Genomic DNA, 19,003 nt, shown 5'->3' with positions numbered 1-19,003 from the left:
TTTGTGCATTTTATACAAAATATATGATTTGTATTGTTAAAATGCACATATATTAAAAGGAGTAAACAATGAAAACACTATTCGGCAAACTGTTAATATCGTTTGGCATCATAATTCTTTTAATGATCGTTTCGGTACTGGCAAGTTTTTATCTGGTCTATTCAAAAAGCTATGAAGAACAGATAATTTATGAAAATTCAGAACAGACGCTGTATGTGGCTCGATCCCTGCAATCATTCATCAATACCGCTTACAAGGAAATTGAAGACCTTGCTTTTGAAAGCGACATTGTTTCAATGAATACGGAACATCAAACGCCGGTGTTAGTATCCGCCATAAAGAGAAATGATTATTTTGAACTCCTGTATGCCCAGGGAATGGACGGAATGCAAACCGGACGCTCGTCGGGCAATTTGGGCAACCGGAAAGAACGCTGGTGGTTCGTACAAATGGAGCAAATAAAAAAACCCTTTGTCTCGGAATCTTATTATTCGGTGGGAACCAATATGCCATGCACATCGGTCTTTTATCCCATAATGAATGAACAGCAAATGATAGGCATCATGGCTGGGGATATAAAACTTTCCTCACTTCACGATTTGGTTGTCGAAACCGCCACTGAAGGTTCTTATTCTTTTATTTTGGACGGCAAAGGCGTAGTCGTAGCCCACCCGGACAGCACCTATCAGGAAGAATTATATAATTACGCGAAACTCACCAAAACCGTAACCTCAAAAGACGCGTCTGGAAAACCTTTGCAAAACGCGCAGGGTAATGTTATTACCGAAGAACAGCCTTTGGATATTTCGAAAGAATACAAGGCCGCCATAGCCGACATGATGAGCGGAAATACCAATCACGCAAAATTCAAAGAGAACGGTAAAGCAATTTACCTTGACTACCGTCCAGCTCCCATGAACGGCGCTTCCGATCCGTGGTACGTGCTTACAGTCAGGGACAAGGACATTGCCATGCGGGCAAGAAATACGGTAATCATGGCGATTTTAGGAAGTTCCTTAGTCATTATTTTAATTGCTCTAGTCGTTGTTTTCTTCATTGCCAGGACTATCAGTTCGCCGGTAAAAGAGATCCATTCATTTTTGGAAAAAGTAAAGGAAGGAGATTTAAGCAAAAAAGTAGCCGTAAGAACACGCGATGAAATAGGAAATTTGGCGGATTACCTCAACCTTACAATAGAAAACATAAGGAACCTTATAGGGACAATAAAACACAAAATTAACGCGCTAACCAATACCGGCCATGAGTTGTCCTCAAACATGGAAAAAACTTCCAATTCGGTAGATCAGATTTCGACAAATTTTGACGGCATGAAGAAAAAAATGGGCAAGCAGGAAGAAAGCGCCGCCGAAGCGGATAAAGCGGTAAAGAACATTAAATCCAACATTGACAACCTGAACAAGCTGATAGAAGAACAGTCTGAGGGTATCAATACTTCGTCCTCCGCAATTGAGGAAATGACAGCTAACATTAATTCAGTAACAAAAACCCTGATAGAAAACAGCAAGAATGTCAGTAACCTAACCGAAGCTTCTGAGAACGGCAAAACCGGGCTTCATACGGTAGCGGAGAAGATACAGGAAATCGCTAAAGACTCCGAAGGGCTTTTGGAGATCAATGCGGTAATGAACAATATCGCCAGCCAGACAAATCTGCTTTCGATGAACGCGGCAATTGAGGCGGCCCACGCCGGAGAAGCGGGGAAAGGTTTTGCGGTCGTTGCCGATGAAATCCGCAAACTTGCCGAATCGTCAAGCACTCAATCAAAGACAACCGCGACGATGTTAAAAAAAATAAAAGCGTCAATAGACAGCATTATGGCCTCTTCAAACGAAGTTATTTCCCGCTTTGAGGTTATTGACTCAGGCGTAAAAATTGTTTCACATCATGAGCTTAACATTAGAAACGCGATGGAAGAACAGGAAGTAGGCGGAAAACAAATTCTGGAATCCATAGGCCGCCTTAAAGAGATAAGCGTATCGGTGAAAAAAGGCGCGCAGGAAATGTTGGAATCGGGCGATAACCTGAACCGGCAGACATCTGCTTTTATTCAAATTAGCAATGAGTCGATGAACGGCATGAACGACATAGTGAACGGGGCAATGAAAGAGATAAAAAGCGCCGTAATCGTAGTAGATGAAATGAGCGCCGAGAACAACCGGAATTTTGAGGACCTTAAAGCAGAATCAACAAAATTCAATGTAGAAACAGGCGACGAGAAGAAAAAAATCATCGTAGTTGACGACGAAGAAGCCGTTCTTACCCTGACAAAAAGTTCGCTAGAAAAAGATTATGACGTTACCACAGTCAGTTCGGGCAAGGCCGCTTTGGATTTGTTCTTCAAAGGTTATGTCCCACATTTAGTGTTATTGGATTTGATGATGCCCGAAATGGGCGGCTGGGATGTCTTTATCAGGATACGCGACATCAGCAAATTACATAAAATCCCGATAGCGATATACACGACATCGGACGACCCAAAAGACAAAGCCAAAGCGCAGGAATTGGGAGCGGTTGAATATATACATAAACCTGTTAAAAAGACCGAATTGCTGGCTACAGTGGCAAAACTGATAAAGTAATTTCTTTTAGAAGTTTTTGTACGAAAATCTTTTCTTCCTCCATGTTCTCTGCGTACTCCGTGGTTATTTTTTACTTCTTGGACATATCCTTGCTTTTATTTGGGACTGCGTCATTTATTGGTACTCACTTATTTATATTTTATTCATTCATCAGATAAAGTTTGTTTTATAGTCTTTACAACTTCGCCGATAATTTCTTGCTTAAAAGTTTGTTTTATGTCTTGCCTAATGTCTTGCCTTATCTTTTCCAATTCCTCTTGTGGCGTTGGGGGTACTGTAAAAAGTTCATGAGGTTCAACATCTAATGATTTTGCAAGACGTTCCAACATTTCAGGCTTGGGAAATTTACTGCACATTTCAATCATAGCAATATATTGGGCAGTAACATCGGCTTTTTCCGCTAGTTTTACCTGTGAATACCCATGTTTTTGACGGTATTTCCTCATATTATCAGCTAGAATTTGTCTTATTTTTCCCATAAAACCATGCCACTAATCATTAAAGCAATAATATACGCTTTCTAGGCATAGACAACAAACTTAATGTTTAGTATCATAAACGAGACGGCAAGTTTCTTGCATTATCTTGCGTTTCCACAGAGTTAATTCAGTAAATTGCCAAAATTAGGTTAAAAGGAGTTTTCAATGAAAAACAAAAAATCAAATTTGGGGAGTTTTGCGAAAACAAAACTCAAAGATAAAATCAGTATTAGCTTGCTAATAATGATTTTAGCAGTAATCGGGTTTTCATTCGCCGCTTGCGGAGACGGTGGCGGAGGCGATGATCCTAAAACGGCGAAATATACTGGCACAAATGGCAGTAAAACCTACACGTTGAAAATCACCAAAGCCGCCAGTACCGAAACGACGCCAGCCGGAACGAAAAACCCGTTTGTCGGCACATGGAATGGCACGGACGTGGACGGTGACGCCATTACGCTTGTTTTTACAGAGACAGGTTGGACATGGTCATACGCAGGCGGCACAAATCCAGCGACAGGAACCTATACCTATAGCGGCAGTACGGCGACTTTATCTTATGATGGCGTTGTTATCGCGACCGGCGTTATTACAGGAAGCACATTAAAGGTTACCGGAAGCGAATCTTCTATTTACACTCCCTGGAATCTTACCAAAGGCCGGTCGGTATTGAATATGGGTTTCGACCGCGCTATAACGCCGGCGGCAAAGGACGCCTATGAATTAACAGTAGGCGCAAAAAAAAGCACGGGTACGGTGCAATCAGTCAGCGGCAATACGCTCACCTTGAAACCAAAAGACCCGGCGGCTAGTGCATTTGATGCGGCAGTAGATGATAACAAGCTGACTAAAGTGATAGGGCTTATCACTTTTGACGACGGCTCAACAGAACAGGGTCCTGGCGAATTAACTCCCAGCACGCCAAGCACTGGCGGTGGTGGTGGTGGCATTACAAAATGGACAGAGGCTACGAACCACCCATTCAAAGACGGCGGAAGCATCAACGTCATAATCTATGGTAATGGCACGTTTGTAGCAGGGGGCGATAACGGAAAAATGGCGACATCTCCTGACGGTAAAACATGGACAGCCGTAGCGGACAGTAAATTTGGCGATGTAGACATCGATGCCATCGCTTATGGCAACAACAAATTTGTCGCCGTAGGCTATGACAAAACAGCGACTTCGACTGATGGCAAAATCTGGACAGCCGTACCGAAAAGCGTATTCAGCGGTAAATTTTACAAAGAAATCAAAGCCATCGCCTTTGGCAACGGTACATTTGTAGCCGGGGGCTATAATTGCTATATGGCAACATCGACTGATGGTGTAGTATGGACAGACGTATCTGACCGTAAATTAGGCGGTTCATTTGACCACATCTATAGTATCGCCTATGGAAACGGTAAATGGGTCGCCGTTGGATCCGTAGGCATTGCATATTCTACAAACGGTAATAACTGGGAAATAGTAACTCCAAAACCCGATCTTAGTGTATACGGCGTTGCTTACGGCAACAACAAGTTTGTCGCCGTTGGGCAATACGGTACAGCATATTCAACAGACGGAATAAACAACTGGACTGGCGGCGGCATATCATCCGGAACCGCCAGCACATTCGGAAGTGCCGCAATCAATGGCATTGCTTACGGAGGCAATAAGTTTGTAATTGTTGGCTCCACGGCTGAAGCCAAAATGGCGTATTCGGCTGATGGTATAAAATGGACAAGCATAAACATAGGCGGTATATTCGGCAGCGGAAGTTTTGGTAGCATTAACGCCATCGTTTATGGCAACGGCACGTTTGTAGCCGTGGGTGGAAAATCCATCGATGGAAGTATGTATAGCAATTGGCCAGGGATAATAGCGTATTCAACGGGCAATTAAGAAAACCAAAGGGAACTGCTGATAAGCGGTTCCCTCAAACAACCGCCGTCCGTAACAGCGTTGTTGACGGCGGCAGTTGAGGGGTGACTCCACTTTTTGGTAGCGTACATTGCCTTGCAATGTATGCTATTGGTAGTGTGGGGCTGTCCGAGAAGAATTTTAAAACCATGGAGAACACGGAGTTTTTATACGAATATCATTTCTTCCTCCGTGTTCTCTGTGTACTCCGTGGTATGCGAACCGCAGGTTCGACGTGACCTCCGTGGTTATATTCTTCTTAAGTTTACGAAGTTGTGCTTGTCATCGTTACGCCGTTTTTATTAACAATCCGTCCGTATGGGCAGGAGATATAAAAAAGGAAGGTGTTTTTTATGAAAAAAACAAACGCGCTAAAAATCAATATTAGTTTGCTAATACTGATTTTAGGGGTAATCGGCTTTTCAATGCTGGCCTGTTCCGACGGCGGCGATGATGACGATGTCTGGGTACCGGTGTACGGCATTATCGGGAAAACGGCAGAGGGAAACAACGTTATTGTAATGGACACCGATACGGCCGTTTCAAAACTAAAGAGCTTAAGCGAAGACGGAACGCTGGTATTCGATAACCTTGAAGGAAAATATATACCAAAAGAAGGCGATATTATTGGCTCATGGGTTTCAAAGGCCGCCCCTTACGGCTTTATTTATAAGGTAAAAACAGTTACCACAGACGGCGTGGAAACCGTAATTACCACCGAAATGGCAGCCCTTGAAGAAGCCGTGGAGAAAATGAGAGTTAAAGGGGCTATTGATCTGGCATCGGACGTTGATGAAGGCAGGAAGGTAGCGGACGGAGTCAGGCTTGTACGAAAGTATGCAGATTCCGACGCGCGGGCCGGTTTGTCGTCTGATGCCCTAACACTGGAATATGAGTTTGAAAAAACAATAAAAGGAGTAACTATTCAAGGTTTTTTTGAGATCAGCGCGACACTTGAATACGATATAGATATCGATGAGCGTAAAATAAACCGTTTTGAACTTTCCACACAGCCGAGGCTAAGGTCAGAAATTACGGCATCCATTGGCGGCAAGATAGAAAAAGAGATAAGTTATGATATTATAACAATGGAATTTTTCCCTATAAATATTCCTGCGCCATTTCCTATTATAATTACGCCGGAGATTTCCATAGTGGTTGTTATCACGGCGGAAGGCAAGGCAGAATTGTCGGCAAAGCTTGTCGAATGGGATTATTCATACGTCTTTGGCGTCCGGTATACGGAAGGCAGTAAGTTGCAAGGCTTCAGCATGAACACGTCACAGCCGGCAAAATACCTTGAGAATATTGAACTTACTCTTAGCGGCGAAGTGAAAGTAAAACCAAAAGTAGAATTTATGTTTGGCTTGTATCACATAGGTTATGTCGGCATCTCCGCAGGCCTTTACTCCAAGCTTGCCGGAGAGGCCGTCATTGGCGTTGGCGGCGGAGTTCAAACGGACGCGAACCTTGCTTTTTCCTGCGGCATGGAGTTTGACGCGGAGGCGGATTTGAGAGTTATATTTAAAAAGCTTACGATTGCAAAAATGGACCCTTACACTTTTTACAATGTTGAATGGAACATCTGGGAAAAAAACTGGACGACCATAAGAAGCGTAACCGCGAACGGCTCCGCTTCGCAAAATACAACGCAGCTGACACTGACCTTTAGCAAGCCTGTCCCCGGCCTTTCCTCGGACAACATCATTTTGAGCGGCGTGTCAGGCATGATGATCAAGGGCGCTCTTAGCGGTACGGCGCCTGTCTACACGTTGCCAATCAGCGGATTTAACGCAAGCGGAACAATGACAGTGACGATTAATAAAACGGGTTATACTTTTATCGGTTCGCCAAAAACAGTGCCTGTTTATTATGTCCCTATCCCAGTTACATTTAACAGCATATCCGCTAACGGCTCCGCTTCGCAAACTACAACGTATTTGGAACTGAACTTTAGCGCGGTAATTAACGGGCTTTCCGCTGAAGACATCACTTTGAACGGCGGGCCTGGCGGCGTGATCAAGGGATCTCTCATCAGGACAGGGACGAATTACATATTGCCAATCAGCGGAATTAGAGCTAGCGGAACATTGAGCGTAGCGGTAGCGAAAACAGGCTATACTATCAGCGGCTCGCCAAAAACTGTAACAATTTATAAAAGCGTCGACTTACCAGCGGCGCCTGCAAATGTGAGAGTAGTCGGCTCAACCTCAACCTCCATCTCGTTAATGTGGGATCAGGTACTAGGAGCGGACGGATATTATATATATCAAAGAAATGATGCAGGTAGTTATCAACGGATAGGGACATCTTATGACGTAGGCGCATACATTGACGGCCTGGTGCCAAAAGTAACGGGAAGATTCAAGATATCCGCTTTTAACATCGCCGGTGAAGGGCCCCAGTCTGAGGAAGTAGTTGGGAAGACCAGCGACAGTTGAGGGTAACGCAAGGTGTCTGAGATAAAAAAAGGCCATTGCCGACCATAAAACACCCGCAGAAATAATCAGCGAAATGGTACAAGAACGAATCGCCGCATCAGCATAAATTTTCTTCTTCCTTAGTGTCCTTTGTGTGTAATCTTCTCCAATTCCTCCCCTTCCATAATAAAAAATAATCTGTTACTCTTATACATAATTTGAATAGGAGTATCAGTTATGATTACTGATCTGGAAAGTTTAGAAAAAGCCCTCACCCTTATCCGCAAGGCACAGGCGGTTTACGCCACCTTTACCCAAGAGCAAGTTGACCGAATATTTTTCGCCGCCGCACGAGCCGCCTCAAAAGAACGTATCCCCCTGGCAAAAATGGCAGTAGCCGAAACAGGCATGGGCGTCGTCGAGGACAAAGTGATCAAAAACCACTACGCCTCCGAATACATCTACAACGCCTACAAAGACGCCAAAACCTGCGGCATCATCGAGGACGACCCCGTATACGGCATCACCCGCATAGCCGAGCCTATCGGCCTCGTGGCGGCGGTCATACCGACAACCAACCCAACCTCCACCGCCATCTTCAAATCCCTCATCTGCCTGAAAACCCGCAACGGCATCATCATCTCGCCGCACCCACGTGCAAAAGCCAGCACCTGCGCGGCGGCGAAAATCGTGCTAGACGCCGCAGTACAGGCGGGCGCTCCCGAGGGCATCATCGGCTGGATAGACGAGCCGAGCCTTGAAATGACCAACATGGTGATGAAAGAAGCCGACATCATCCTTGCCACGGGCGGGCCGGGCATGGTCAAGTCCGCCTACTCTTCCGGCAAGCCCGCCATCGGCGTAGGATCGGGCAACGTGCCGGCCATCATCGACGACAGCGCCGACATCCTCCTCGCCGTCAACTCAATCATCCACTCAAAAACTTTTGACAACGGCATGATATGCGCCTCCGAGCAGTCCGTCATCGCCCTGCACGCCGTCTACGATAAAGTGAAAGCGGAATTCGCCCGCCGGGGCTGTCACTTCCTCACCCCCGAAGAAACCGAAAAAGTACGCAAGACGATTCTTGTTAATGGGGCGCTTAACGCGAAAATCGTCGGGCAGAAAGCCGCGAAAATCGCCGAGCTTGCCGGAGTACAAGTCGCCGGGACGACAAAGATACTCATCGGCGAAGTTGAAAGCGTCGAGCTTTCCGAAGAATTCGCCCACGAAAAACTGTCCCCCGTGCTGGCCATGTACTGCGCGAAAGATTTTGACGACGCTCTGGACAAGGCCGACCATCTGATAAGGGATGGAGGCTACGGCCACACCGCCAGTATCTACCTTAACCCTCAAACAAGCGCGGACAAACTCGCCGTCTTCAGCGAGCGCATGAAGACCTGCCGCATACTCCTGAACACCCCGTCCGCGCACGGCGGCATCGGCGACCTGTACAACTTCCGCCTCACCCCCTCGCTCACCCTCGGCTGCGGCAGTTGGGGCGGCAATTCAGTTTCGGAAAACGTCGGCGTCAAACACCTGTTAAATATAAAAACACTCGCTGCAAGGAGGGAAAATATGCTGTGGTTCCGCACACCCGAAAAAGTCTATATCAAGAGGGGATGCCTCCCCGTAGCTCTCGACGAGCTGAAAACCGTTATGGGAAAAAAACGCGCGTTCATCGTAACCGACACCTTCCTCTACCAAAACGGCTACACCAAAACGATAACCGACAAACTGGACAGCCTCGGCATCGTCCACGAAACTTTTTTTGACGTCGCCCCCGACCCGACCCTCGGCTGCGCGAAAAAAGGCGCCGCCATTATGAGCGCCTTCAAGCCCGACGTGATCATCGCCCTCGGCGGCGGCTCGGCGATGGACGCCGGCAAAATCATGTGGGTGCTCTACGAACACCCGCAGGTTGATTTTGAAGACATGGCGATGCGCTTTGCCGACATCCGCAAGCGCGTCTACACCTTCCCCAAAATGGGGGAGAAAGCCTACTTCATCGCGATACCCACCTCCGCCGGAACCGGCAGCGAGGTAACGCCCTTCGCCGTCATCACCGACGAGACCAAAGGCATGAAGTACCCGCTGGCGGATTACGAACTGTTAGCCGACATGGCGATAGTGGACGCAAACGTGCAAGACAACGCGCCCAAGGGCCTGACCAGCGCCAGCGGCATTGACGCGGTAACGCACTGCCTGGAAGCCTACGCCTCGGTCATGGCGACCGACTACACCGACGGCCTTGCGATACAGGCGCTAAAAGTGATTTTTGAATGGCTGCCCGCCGCCTACAACGAAGGCGCGGCGAACCCAACAGCCCGCGAAAAAATGGCAAATGCCGCCACGATGGCTGGCATGGCCTTCGCCAACGCCTTTCTCGGCGTGTGCCACTCGATGGCGCACAAACTCGGCGCGTTTCATCATCTGCCCCACGGCATCGCCAACGCCCTGATGATCAGCGAAGTGCTCCGCTACAACGCCGTCGAAGTCCCCCCGAAGATGGGAACCTTCCCCCAATACGACCACCCCAAGACGCTTTCACGCTACGCGCAAATCGCCGACGCTCTGAATCTCGGCGGCTCAAGCGATGAGGAAAAACTGGAAAACCTCATCGCCGCCATTGAAAAGCTGAAAGACCAGATCGGCATCAAGAAGACGATCAAAGATTACGGCATAGACGAAAAAGACTTCCTCGCCCGCCTCGACGACATGAGCGAGAAAGCCTTTGACGACCAATGCACCGGCGCAAATCCGCGGTATCCGCTGATTGAGGAGATTAAACAGATGTTTTTGACTTGTTATTACGGGAAGAAGGAGAAATGACGCTTGATTTAATATCGAAATATTGATATTATACAGTTACAGATTACATTTTTGGGGAATTTATATGCCGGTAATAAGGAAAAGCGCTGATTTAGGAAATTCATATTCTGAAACTTCTGATTTTTGTCATAAATATAGAGAACCTATATTTATCACCAAGAATGGAGAGGGTGATCTTGCCATAATGAGTATTGAGACTTATGAAGCTATTACCGGAAAACAACGACTGTACAATTTATTAGAGGAAGCTGATAACGATGTAGAAAACGGTAATTTTTTAACTGAAGAAGAAATGGAAAAAGAAATTGATTTAATGTAGGCAGTCAATGTACACATTAAAATATTCTTACTTTTACCGTGATGAATTGAAGTCCGCAATAAAAATTATATGTTATTTTATAAAGTTAAAGAAAAACAAATAAATATAGATCGTTTTTTATATGGACACAGAGACTGGATGAATCTTTTAGATAATGGGGAGTAAAACGGCGTGTTAATAACTATGCCTGTTACCATTTAGCTTAAAGGTTCTTGCCGCTCCCCTTTACCAATCCCAATATATGGTGTATTATAAAAGGCAGGGGTACGTTATAGAATTTCGGTAGTTGCTACTGTTGCGTAACAAGCTGGGTTTTATAATCTCACGATAAGATAACGGCCCCCTGATTCCTCTTTGTGTCCTTCTCTTTCTTTGTGTTCTTTGTGTGAAATCTTCTGGATGTAATTTATGTAAAGTATTAGTTGTTACAAAGTACTTAGAATTCCGGTAGCTACTACCATTTTGTATCCTTGCTTTTTACTGTTTTTCATGCTATGCTCTCCTTATGGAGGCTGCCCATGACCATTACACAAACTGTTGAGATTCCGGCAGATCGGAAGTTGCATTTGGATTTTGAAGTTCCTCGTGAAGTGCCGACCGGGCGTACAAGTATAATATTACAGTTCCCTAACAAAGAAGAGGAGCAACCTTTAAAACCTGTTCCTAAAGACAGCAACGGCAAAATTCGGCTTACCAGAAAAGAACTGGACGAAATGATAAAAGACTCACCAATTTTACAGGAACTTTCCGGTATTTTGCATACTGATATGACAATTGATGAAATCCGCATGGAAAGGCTGGCGAAACACCTGTAATGAAAGTCCTTATCGACACTAATGTCGCTCTCGACATTCTGTTGCACCGTAAAGATTATGCTAATGCCAATGGTGTTTTTTCGATGGCGGAGCACAATCTCATTATCTGTTATATTTCCGCTTCTGCAATTACCGACATTTTTTATCTCTCCAAAAAAGACCTTGGTAAAAAGCCAGCGAAAGAAGCTCTTAAAAACCTTTTGAAAGTTTTCAAACCGGCAACGGTAACTGACAGCAATATCTACGAGGCGTTGGATCTTGACTGGAGCGACTTTGAGGACTCCGTTCAATATGTCGTGGGAGAAAGTTTCGATATTGATTACATAGTTACACGCAATGTTAAGGATTATGTCTCTGGCACCATTCCTGCCGTAACGCCTGAACAGTTTATACAAACTATTTCCGATGATAACGAAAACGAATAAACTATCCCGATGTCATATTTTACAATTATTGTTTTCCATCTAATTAAAAGCTGTTGATAACTATGCCTATCACCATTGAGTTTACCTAATCATACCATTTTGCTTCATACTTTTCGGTTTTTGGGTACTTATTCATAAAAATTCACCCCTAATTAAGCTCACGACAGACAAAAAATTTTCTCAAATGCGGCAATACCTACTTGACAGAAAACGCCGTATATAGTAATTTTATAACTAAGAGGAGATGGAGATTATGAATATTGAAGATATTAAAATAGAAGATGCTACGGATGCAAATTATGTTATCAAAAAATTCTTTAATAATAATTTTAAAAACATGAAAATGGAACAGTTGGAACAACTTGTGCTGGCTGTTTATAATATGGGCAAAAAAAGCGGCGGATCGACCGATGGCGCAACCGATGAAAGTGAACCGAAAACTGCCGATAAAGCGCCAGAAAAAGTAAACCCCTTTAAGATTACCGACAGGGTAAAAATCCTTGAAGACATTGAAGTAGGCCACAGCGGAGAGGTTATTCAAGCGGGGACCGTAGGTTCGGTAACTTATAGCAAAGGAGACGCCATAACCGTTTTATTTGAAGAGGGTGAAGACGGAGAAATGGTTGAGGTCAGCGTCTCGCCTGATAAAATAGAAAAAGTGTAATAAAAGCAGATAGCGTCGGCACTACTGCGTGTACTATCCTTACAAAACGAATAAAATTATTATAATCACATATAATGATTATGAATAGGGATAATTTACGATTTATTTCTTGCTTTGCTCTTAATCATAATTTTTTTACAGCAGTAATCGCAAATAAGGTTATTTGATTTTCCGTATCCGCTTCCAAAAATTCAACATCATTAAATTTAAGATGTTCTTTTGCCCAACGGGCCCAGGGATACCATATTTCTTTGGGAGCGGGGATATTGTAACTGGAAATAATATCAACAATACCGGTTTTTTCCCATAAATGACGCCACCAATCAAGACTATGAAAAGAAAACATATCTTCATGCCAAAATGATTTAAGAGTCTGTGGATAACCGGTTTTAAATTCCTGGATTAGACCGGGGCAGACAATTCCAAATTGACCGCCGGGTTTCACTAACTTGGCGAAAGTACACGGGAAATACATCTCATCCGCGCCATAATAATGATAACTGTCAATTGAGATTGCAGCGTCAAAAAAATTTTGGGCGAATGGGAGGGCATGAGCCTCCGCGTGTATTGGAAATACCCTGTCAGCCACACCTGCCGCTTCAAACCTTCTCAAATTTTCAGTCGCGTCAATCCATAGATCATTGGCAAATACGGTTACGCCAAACTCTTTCGCGAGAAAAATAGAAGTCAGGCCTTTTCCGCAGCCCATGTCTAAAACTTTCATGCCTGGCGACAGTTTCATATTGTTGCACAATTCCTCCAACAATTGAAGCGGGTTTGGCCCCAACCAATTTTCTTCAATCCATTTTGCTTCATACTTTTCGGTTTTTGGGTACTTATTCATAAAAATATGCTCCTAAGTATTTTTAATTTTTATTGCTATATTTAACTTATCCCCTATTGCTTAACCAGCGCGTCAAACTGTTCATTCCTAGTTTTTAACCGCTGAGACATAAGCTCCATGATCGCTCTATCCATGGAAGTATCGTATTTTAGCATTTCATCAAACAGAGGGGGCGGCAAGACAAGCGCCTTAACCGCTGTTTTTGCCTTGGCGGTCGCGGTGCGGTTTTCGGAGAGAAGGTGGCCCATTTCTCCGAAAAAGGCGCCCTGTTGCAGGGTGGCAGGTTTTTCACCTAAATTTTCATCTGATATAAATATGTTTACTTCACCTTCAAGCAAATAAAAAATATCGTTTCCTTCGTCGCCTTTTGAAAAAATAACCGTGTTTTTAGGATATGTATGCAAGTATTTTTGCAATTTTCCTTTTTCTGAAAAAAACAAAAAATGATCAAATCCCTGACGGTCGGCATTCATTCTAGCTTGCCGGAAACGCAAAAAAAGAAGCGTGTCAAAGGAGTCAAGCACTTTTGTTAGCTGGGCGCAAGAAAAGAAAAACATAAAAAAGAAAAACACATTCACCAGTAAAAAGATAAGGCTGCCCAGCGCCCCGTAAAGAAAATTATATTTGGTCTGATCAAGAAACATGGTCATAATTCGGGAAAAAACAGTATATGAAAACGCAAAACATAAACTCCCCCAAAAGGCGGAAATGCGGCTGGGGCCGTTGGCTATAATGAAGCGGCAGACAAAATAAAAAATAAAAAACAGAAGAAAAAACGAAACACCCCAGATATTAATAAAGGAATGTATGTTAGAGAAAAAAGCCGTGTTGGTAAAAAGGCTGAAAAATTCATAAATTTTACGGGCGGTCGTAGAAAAGAAAATCATCAGTATTGCGCCGATTAACACCGCCAATTCCACAATAAGGACAATCAGCATTTCATATATGGGATTACGTTTTTGCGTACCTGTAAAAATGACTTTTAAGCCCCGTTGTAAGGAAAGGATAAAAATTCTGCCTGCCCAGAAAATTCCGATTGCCGAAACTAGGCCGGCAATTCCGCGAAGCCGCATACCGCTTTCAGCAATTGCAGAAAGTTCTTTTGCAAGCCATGTTTCGTCCAATACGCCGTTTAAGAAGGGAACATTTGAAACTAACTGCGCCAGAACCGCTTCTCCCCGCGCATAATTGGCGCCGCCTATCAATGAGTGAAATGTGGAAAAAAGAATAAATGACAGCAACATCAGTACCGGAGCGGCTGAAAGCAGAAAACCGTAGGCGCAGGCAGAGGCATGGTTTCCCAGACTGTTTTCACCAAAGAATTGCATGGTAATAACCAAACGCTGCAACAGGGTTTTACCTGATAATAATAGAGAGGAAAGAAACTTTTTCCAGTGTTTATCTAAAAAGATTTGTTTCACCAAATTTATAATACAGGATCAATCCAACTATGAAAAGTCCGGCATCGGCAACAGCATACGCCCAACGGTGAAGTTTTTCAATCAGGTATGTGTTATTTTTTTATAACTGAAATAATTTTGTATTTAATTTTTTTATTATCGACATGACTGCATTTGAAAACATACTTTGCTTTAGCAACACTTGACGCTAAAATAATAGTCCCGCTGGTACCGGACAGTAATTTTGATTTTTTATTAATTATTTGATATTTAACTGAATAAAGAGTCATATGTACCAATCACCTCTTTTATATTCTAACAGATTTATTAAATATAGAAAAGAGGTCATTTCGGTAACATTTCTATTTGAGGCAAATTTTGAGAATACACCCCATTTGACTAATAATGTCATTATTTTTATACTTAATTAATGGGTTTTTCAATCAAATTTTACAAAATCAGGAAATTAAAATACCCAGTAACAGAGTTAAGGAGAAGGTGTAAATGAGCAGTTACAAGCTTGATACTTTACTTGCCGACAGCGGGTCGAAGAAAATATACCGAGACGGGGACAAGGTGATAAAGCTCAGGGATGAGGGTTATCCCGCGCCTGACGTTCTTTCCGAAGCGCATAACCTTGCCGTGGTTGGAGAGACCGCACTTAAAGTTCCGCGTTTAGTAGAGGTAACGAAAATCGACGGCAAGTGGGCGGTAGTATGGGAATATGTTGAGGGAACTTCCCTTGACAAACTGATGGAAAAAAACAAAGACAAGGAACAGCAGTACCTTGAACGCTTTGTTGACATTCAGCTTGACATGCACCGCCATAGCGCGACAAGGCTTCCCCTGCTTATCGAAAAAATGGAACGCAAGATAAAAGCCTCCGAACTTGACTCTACCGCCCGCTACGAAATTTTAGGAAGACTGGCGAGTATGCCCAAACACACCAAACTCTGCCACGGCGATTTTAATCCTGCCAATGTCGTCATCACCGACAAAGACGAGGCATACATCATCGACTGGTGCCACGCCACCCAGGGCAACGCCTCAGCGGACGCGGCGCACACCTACCTGCTGTTCCGTCTTACGGGCAACAACGCGCTTGCGGACAAATACCTCGCGTTGTTTTGCAAAAAGAGCGACACGGCGAAACAGTATGTAGAAAAGTGGCTGTCTATTGTGGCAGCGTCTCAACTTTCAAAGGGAAAGCCAGAAGAGAGAGATTTGTTACTACATTGGGCGAATGTGGTGGAGTACGCGTAATAAATAATGAAGGAAGAGTAAACAGTTAGTGCAAATTTTGCACATACTGCCGCTGACGGCGAGTTAAAGGAAAATCAAGTTATTTCCAAAATGGAAATAACTGCCGCCGATGGGAAAAATTATAATACCGCTGATTAATAACCATAAAATAAATCTTTAAATATTATTTTTCTCCAAACAATTCAAATTTTAAATTGCTATATTTTATTATGCAGTCTTGATCAAGGAGATACAAAAGAATGAAAAAATTTTTGAACGAATTTAAAGATTTCGCTCTTAAAGGAAATGTGCTGAATCTGGCGGTTGGCGTAATTATCGGCGCCGCTTTTCAAGGCGTGGTTAGCTCTCTGACAGAGAATATTCTGTCGCCGATTATCGGTTTATTAACGAGACAAAATTTCGATTCTCTAATGTTGAATGTGTTGGGCATAACTCTCAAATACGGTGCTTTCATTACCAGCGTTATAAATTTCTTTATTATGGCTTTTGTGGTTTTTCTGATTGTCCGAATAATGAATAAAATCTTGACTATCGGTCAGGAAAAACCAAAACCTCCTGTACCGGTGAAAAAGAAGTGCGTCTATTGTTTCAGCGAAATTGATATTAAAGCTACGCGGTGTCCTGCGTGTACTTCTCTGTTGGAAAGTTGACAGTGCGATAACTACACATTTTACCTCGTGTAGTTATCGTTACACGAAATACCCCTTTCCACTACACGATGTATGCCCAAAGAATTTAATAGTGAAAAATATTATCACTCTATACAAAAGCCGTGCATACGCAAAGCCCTTCCGGTGATTAGTGGCGTGGCGTTTATTTACGCACGCTTTGGCGTGGCTTGGTAGGCGATCCACGCCAAGATCACCGGCAGAGCTTTGCGTATGCACGGCTTTTACCTAGCGAAGAATTTTTTCAATATTTTTGGTTTGGGCATACATCTTCTAGCGGTAAATATAAGCATTTATCTCCAAATCCCACTAAACCCCATTTATAAAAAATACTTGTAATGTATACAAAAAAGTGGTATTTTACTCACTATGAGCTTTACAAATACTCACTATTGCGATATATTGTTTCACAATTATATACTTACGTATACAAGACTCTCAAACTGAATATTTATACAGTTTTGTATAAAATTAAAAATTTAAAATTTCTTCTGGTGTTTCACCAGTTCTTTCTGATATAATTTTCACAATTTCAAAAATAATTTCATTTTTATCATTCTCAGTCACATCATCAAAAGCAGGATCATTACTAAAGAAGGATATTAAAAGATCAGTTGGAGTTACAAACTCTTCATACCATTGTTTATTGACATTAGAGTATTGTTCCTCTTTTAATCTTTTAGAAACTCTATCAATTACTCTTTGTTGAGAGCCGGTTTTTGTACCACCACTCTTAGAATGTGATCCATCTTCTAAAGAAATTAGAGGTTCATCAACACTAAAATAAATTCTTAATTGATCATCAAAAAAAATTTCATATAATCCAGGACATAAATCAAAAAGAACATGAGTTTTTTTCCCATAAAGTCCACATTGATGAATAAACATCATTCTTTTTATTACACGAGTACGTTGAGTATGATCTATCGATTTTAACCAGACTTCAAATTCTGGTTGCATTTTTGTTTTTCGAGGCGTTCCTTCTAATGAAATTATAGTTTCTCTTAGTTTTATAACTTTACCAATCCTTAAACGAGGCACTCCATTATAATATAAGAAAACTTTCTTTGAGTCAATCAAATACATGAGTTTCAAGGAGCTCATTGCGAAGCATGAATATTTAGTCATCTAATTTAGGACTATCGTATTTTTTTATTGCTTCTTCTATCCATTTCACAATAGGCTTAAACTCTTCACTTCGTGTAATCCGATCATAATTATCACCCGACTCACTGAGATTCTCAATAAGTGTTATCACTATTTGTTGAGCCCTCTTTAAAAGAGGAATTACTTCCTCTAAAGCATCAGTTGTCCATATATCAATTTCTTCACCTTCCTTCAAAACCTCTTCAAAAAGCCTATTCAAATCATCCATATAAATCTCCTTTTCAAATTAGTGGGAGTCGACCAACGTATACGTGAGGGTATTATTGTGATAATTTTTAAGGAAAGCGACTTGACTTTTGGGATTTTATTAGGTTAATCTGATATAATTAATGAGGGTAAGAAATGAAGCAGATTGTTGCTTGGACTAATAAAAAGATACAAAAAAGACTAGAAAAACTTAACCAAGATTATAATATGCTTATTTTGTTTGTAGATAGTTATGATGAATTTATTAAACATCTCAATAAAGATGAAATATTACTTATCTCAATGAGAAAAATTTATATGAATCATAATAAATTGATGAATCTAGTTTTGGAAAATCCAAAACGTTTATTTTTTATTCTTAGGGATTTAAATATAAATTTACCGCCGAATAGAATTGATTCTTTTTTGGGACAAATTAATGTTATTACTCGTTATGAATCTGATTTTTATAAATTATTTTAGTCCTTGTAATACTTTATATTTATCAATAATTGCGAATATCCTCTCAAGCGTTCTTCATTATTATCTTTGAAAATAAGAAGCGAGCCTTGCTGATTAACAATAACATATAGGATTAGTAAACACAATGTATCTGACACCACTTTTCCCTAGTGCCGTTATGCGACATTTATACGCTATTAATGGTGTTTATTGCTAATTGTTCATTGCTAATAGATCAGTAAAATGTTTATGAGTGCTAGAAGATGTATGCCGAATAAAATTCTTGAGTACAGGCGGGCAGGCTGCGTGCGATGTAAAAACATCTTTCGGGCGTTCCCCGCCGGAGAGACTTTGGAATAAAACAAAGAAAATTCAGAGAAAAAACGTTCGGCGACGTACCATAGATAAAGCTTTCTAACCACCGCTGTTTAGTCGCCGAAAGGCTCGTAGGCGGACTCTTACGAAGTTTTTACAGCGTGCGCAGCCTGCCCGCCTGTACTAAATAAATTCCTTGGGCATACATCGTGTAACAGTTACGCACTGTAACTTTCAAT

General features: G+C 42.5%; 16 protein-coding genes. 11 read left to right on the top strand and 5 right to left on the bottom strand.

Features of this window, described 5'->3' with window-relative positions; all coding sequences use genetic code 11:
* Positions 1-68: 68 nt before the first annotated feature.
* Positions 69-2,600, top strand: coding sequence for a methyl-accepting chemotaxis protein (locus ACYVRA_RS03675; RefSeq protein WP_461251396.1), 2,532 nt, complete (start codon positions 69-71; stop codon positions 2,598-2,600).
* Positions 2,601-2,743: 143 nt separating this feature from the next.
* Here ACYVRA_RS03675 and ACYVRA_RS03670 read toward each other — a convergent pair whose 3' ends face one another.
* Positions 2,744-3,079, bottom strand: a complete 336-nt coding sequence (locus ACYVRA_RS03670; RefSeq protein ID WP_461251395.1) for a helix-turn-helix domain-containing protein — start codon at positions 3,077-3,079, stop codon at positions 2,744-2,746.
* A gap of 165 nt (positions 3,080-3,244) precedes the next feature.
* Here ACYVRA_RS03670 and ACYVRA_RS03665 point away from each other — a divergent pair, with 165 nt between their 5' ends.
* The 7 genes from ACYVRA_RS03665 to ACYVRA_RS03635 all read left to right on the top strand — a co-directional run bounded on the left by ACYVRA_RS03665 (position 3,245) and on the right by ACYVRA_RS03635 (position 12,459).
* Complete coding sequence (locus ACYVRA_RS03665) at positions 3,245-4,966, top strand: WD40/YVTN/BNR-like repeat-containing protein (protein ID WP_461251394.1); 1,722 nt, start codon at positions 3,245-3,247, stop codon at positions 4,964-4,966.
* Between the two features lie 371 nt (positions 4,967-5,337).
* Entirely contained in the window at positions 5,338-7,425 is a 2,088-nt protein-coding gene (locus ACYVRA_RS03660) for a fibronectin type III domain-containing protein (RefSeq protein WP_461251393.1), read from the top strand.
* Between the two features lie 216 nt (positions 7,426-7,641).
* Positions 7,642-10,236 (top strand): bifunctional acetaldehyde-CoA/alcohol dehydrogenase, encoded by a 2,595-nt coding sequence (gene adhE / locus ACYVRA_RS03655; protein ID WP_461251392.1) that lies wholly within the window; start codon positions 7,642-7,644, stop codon positions 10,234-10,236.
* A 64-nt stretch (positions 10,237-10,300) separates the two neighbouring features.
* Positions 10,301-10,555: a type II toxin-antitoxin system prevent-host-death family antitoxin gene (locus tag ACYVRA_RS03650; RefSeq protein ID WP_461251391.1), complete on the top strand. Its 255-nt coding sequence runs from the start codon at positions 10,301-10,303 to the stop codon at positions 10,553-10,555.
* A gap of 518 nt (positions 10,556-11,073) precedes the next feature.
* Positions 11,074-11,370 carry a hypothetical protein gene (locus ACYVRA_RS03645; protein WP_461251390.1) on the top strand — a complete coding sequence of 99 codons (297 nt, stop codon included), beginning with the start codon at positions 11,074-11,076 and terminating at the stop codon, positions 11,368-11,370.
* Complete coding sequence (locus tag ACYVRA_RS03640; protein ID WP_461251389.1) at positions 11,370-11,795, top strand: PIN domain-containing protein; 426 nt, start codon at positions 11,370-11,372, stop codon at positions 11,793-11,795. The genes ACYVRA_RS03645 and ACYVRA_RS03640 overlap by 1 nt, the downstream gene beginning before the upstream one ends.
* A 253-nt stretch (positions 11,796-12,048) precedes the next feature.
* Positions 12,049-12,459 (top strand): hypothetical protein, encoded by a 411-nt coding sequence (locus ACYVRA_RS03635; RefSeq protein WP_461251388.1) that lies wholly within the window; start codon positions 12,049-12,051, stop codon positions 12,457-12,459.
* A gap of 124 nt (positions 12,460-12,583) precedes the next feature.
* Here ACYVRA_RS03635 and ACYVRA_RS03630 read toward each other — a convergent pair whose 3' ends face one another.
* Together ACYVRA_RS03630 and ACYVRA_RS03625 are read right to left on the bottom strand one after the other, a co-directional pair.
* Positions 12,584-13,303: an SAM-dependent methyltransferase gene (locus ACYVRA_RS03630; protein ID WP_461251387.1), complete on the bottom strand. Its 720-nt coding sequence runs from the start codon at positions 13,301-13,303 to the stop codon at positions 12,584-12,586.
* A gap of 53 nt (positions 13,304-13,356) precedes the next feature.
* Entirely contained in the window at positions 13,357-14,724 is a 1,368-nt protein-coding gene (locus tag ACYVRA_RS03625) for a YhjD/YihY/BrkB family envelope integrity protein (RefSeq protein WP_461251386.1), read from the bottom strand.
* Between the two features lie 483 nt (positions 14,725-15,207).
* Here ACYVRA_RS03625 and ACYVRA_RS03620 point away from each other — a divergent pair, with 483 nt between their 5' ends.
* Positions 15,208-15,966: a phosphotransferase family protein gene (locus ACYVRA_RS03620; RefSeq protein ID WP_461251385.1), complete on the top strand. Its 759-nt coding sequence runs from the start codon at positions 15,208-15,210 to the stop codon at positions 15,964-15,966.
* A gap of 239 nt (positions 15,967-16,205) precedes the next feature.
* Entirely contained in the window at positions 16,206-16,616 is a 411-nt protein-coding gene (mscL, locus tag ACYVRA_RS03615; protein WP_461251384.1) for a large conductance mechanosensitive channel protein MscL, read from the top strand.
* A 489-nt stretch (positions 16,617-17,105) separates the two neighbouring features.
* Here the strand turns inward: mscL and ACYVRA_RS03610 are convergent, their stop codons facing one another.
* Both ACYVRA_RS03610 and ACYVRA_RS03605 read right to left on the bottom strand, forming a co-directional pair.
* Positions 17,106-17,720 carry a hypothetical protein gene (locus tag ACYVRA_RS03610; protein WP_461251383.1) on the bottom strand — a complete coding sequence of 205 codons (615 nt, stop codon included), beginning with the start codon at positions 17,718-17,720 and terminating at the stop codon, positions 17,106-17,108.
* Positions 17,721-17,754: 34 nt separating this feature from the next.
* Positions 17,755-18,009, bottom strand: coding sequence for a hypothetical protein (locus tag ACYVRA_RS03605; RefSeq protein ID WP_461251382.1), 255 nt, complete (start codon positions 18,007-18,009; stop codon positions 17,755-17,757).
* Positions 18,010-18,143: 134 nt separating this feature from the next.
* Between ACYVRA_RS03605 and ACYVRA_RS03600 the strand changes: the two genes are divergently transcribed.
* Positions 18,144-18,470 (top strand): hypothetical protein, encoded by a 327-nt coding sequence (locus ACYVRA_RS03600; RefSeq protein ID WP_461251381.1) that lies wholly within the window; start codon positions 18,144-18,146, stop codon positions 18,468-18,470.
* Positions 18,471-19,003 lie beyond the last annotated feature (533 nt).

This window comes from Treponema sp. R8-4-B8 (genome assembly GCF_054786175.1).
This window is presented reverse-complemented; position numbering and strand designations above follow the sequence as displayed.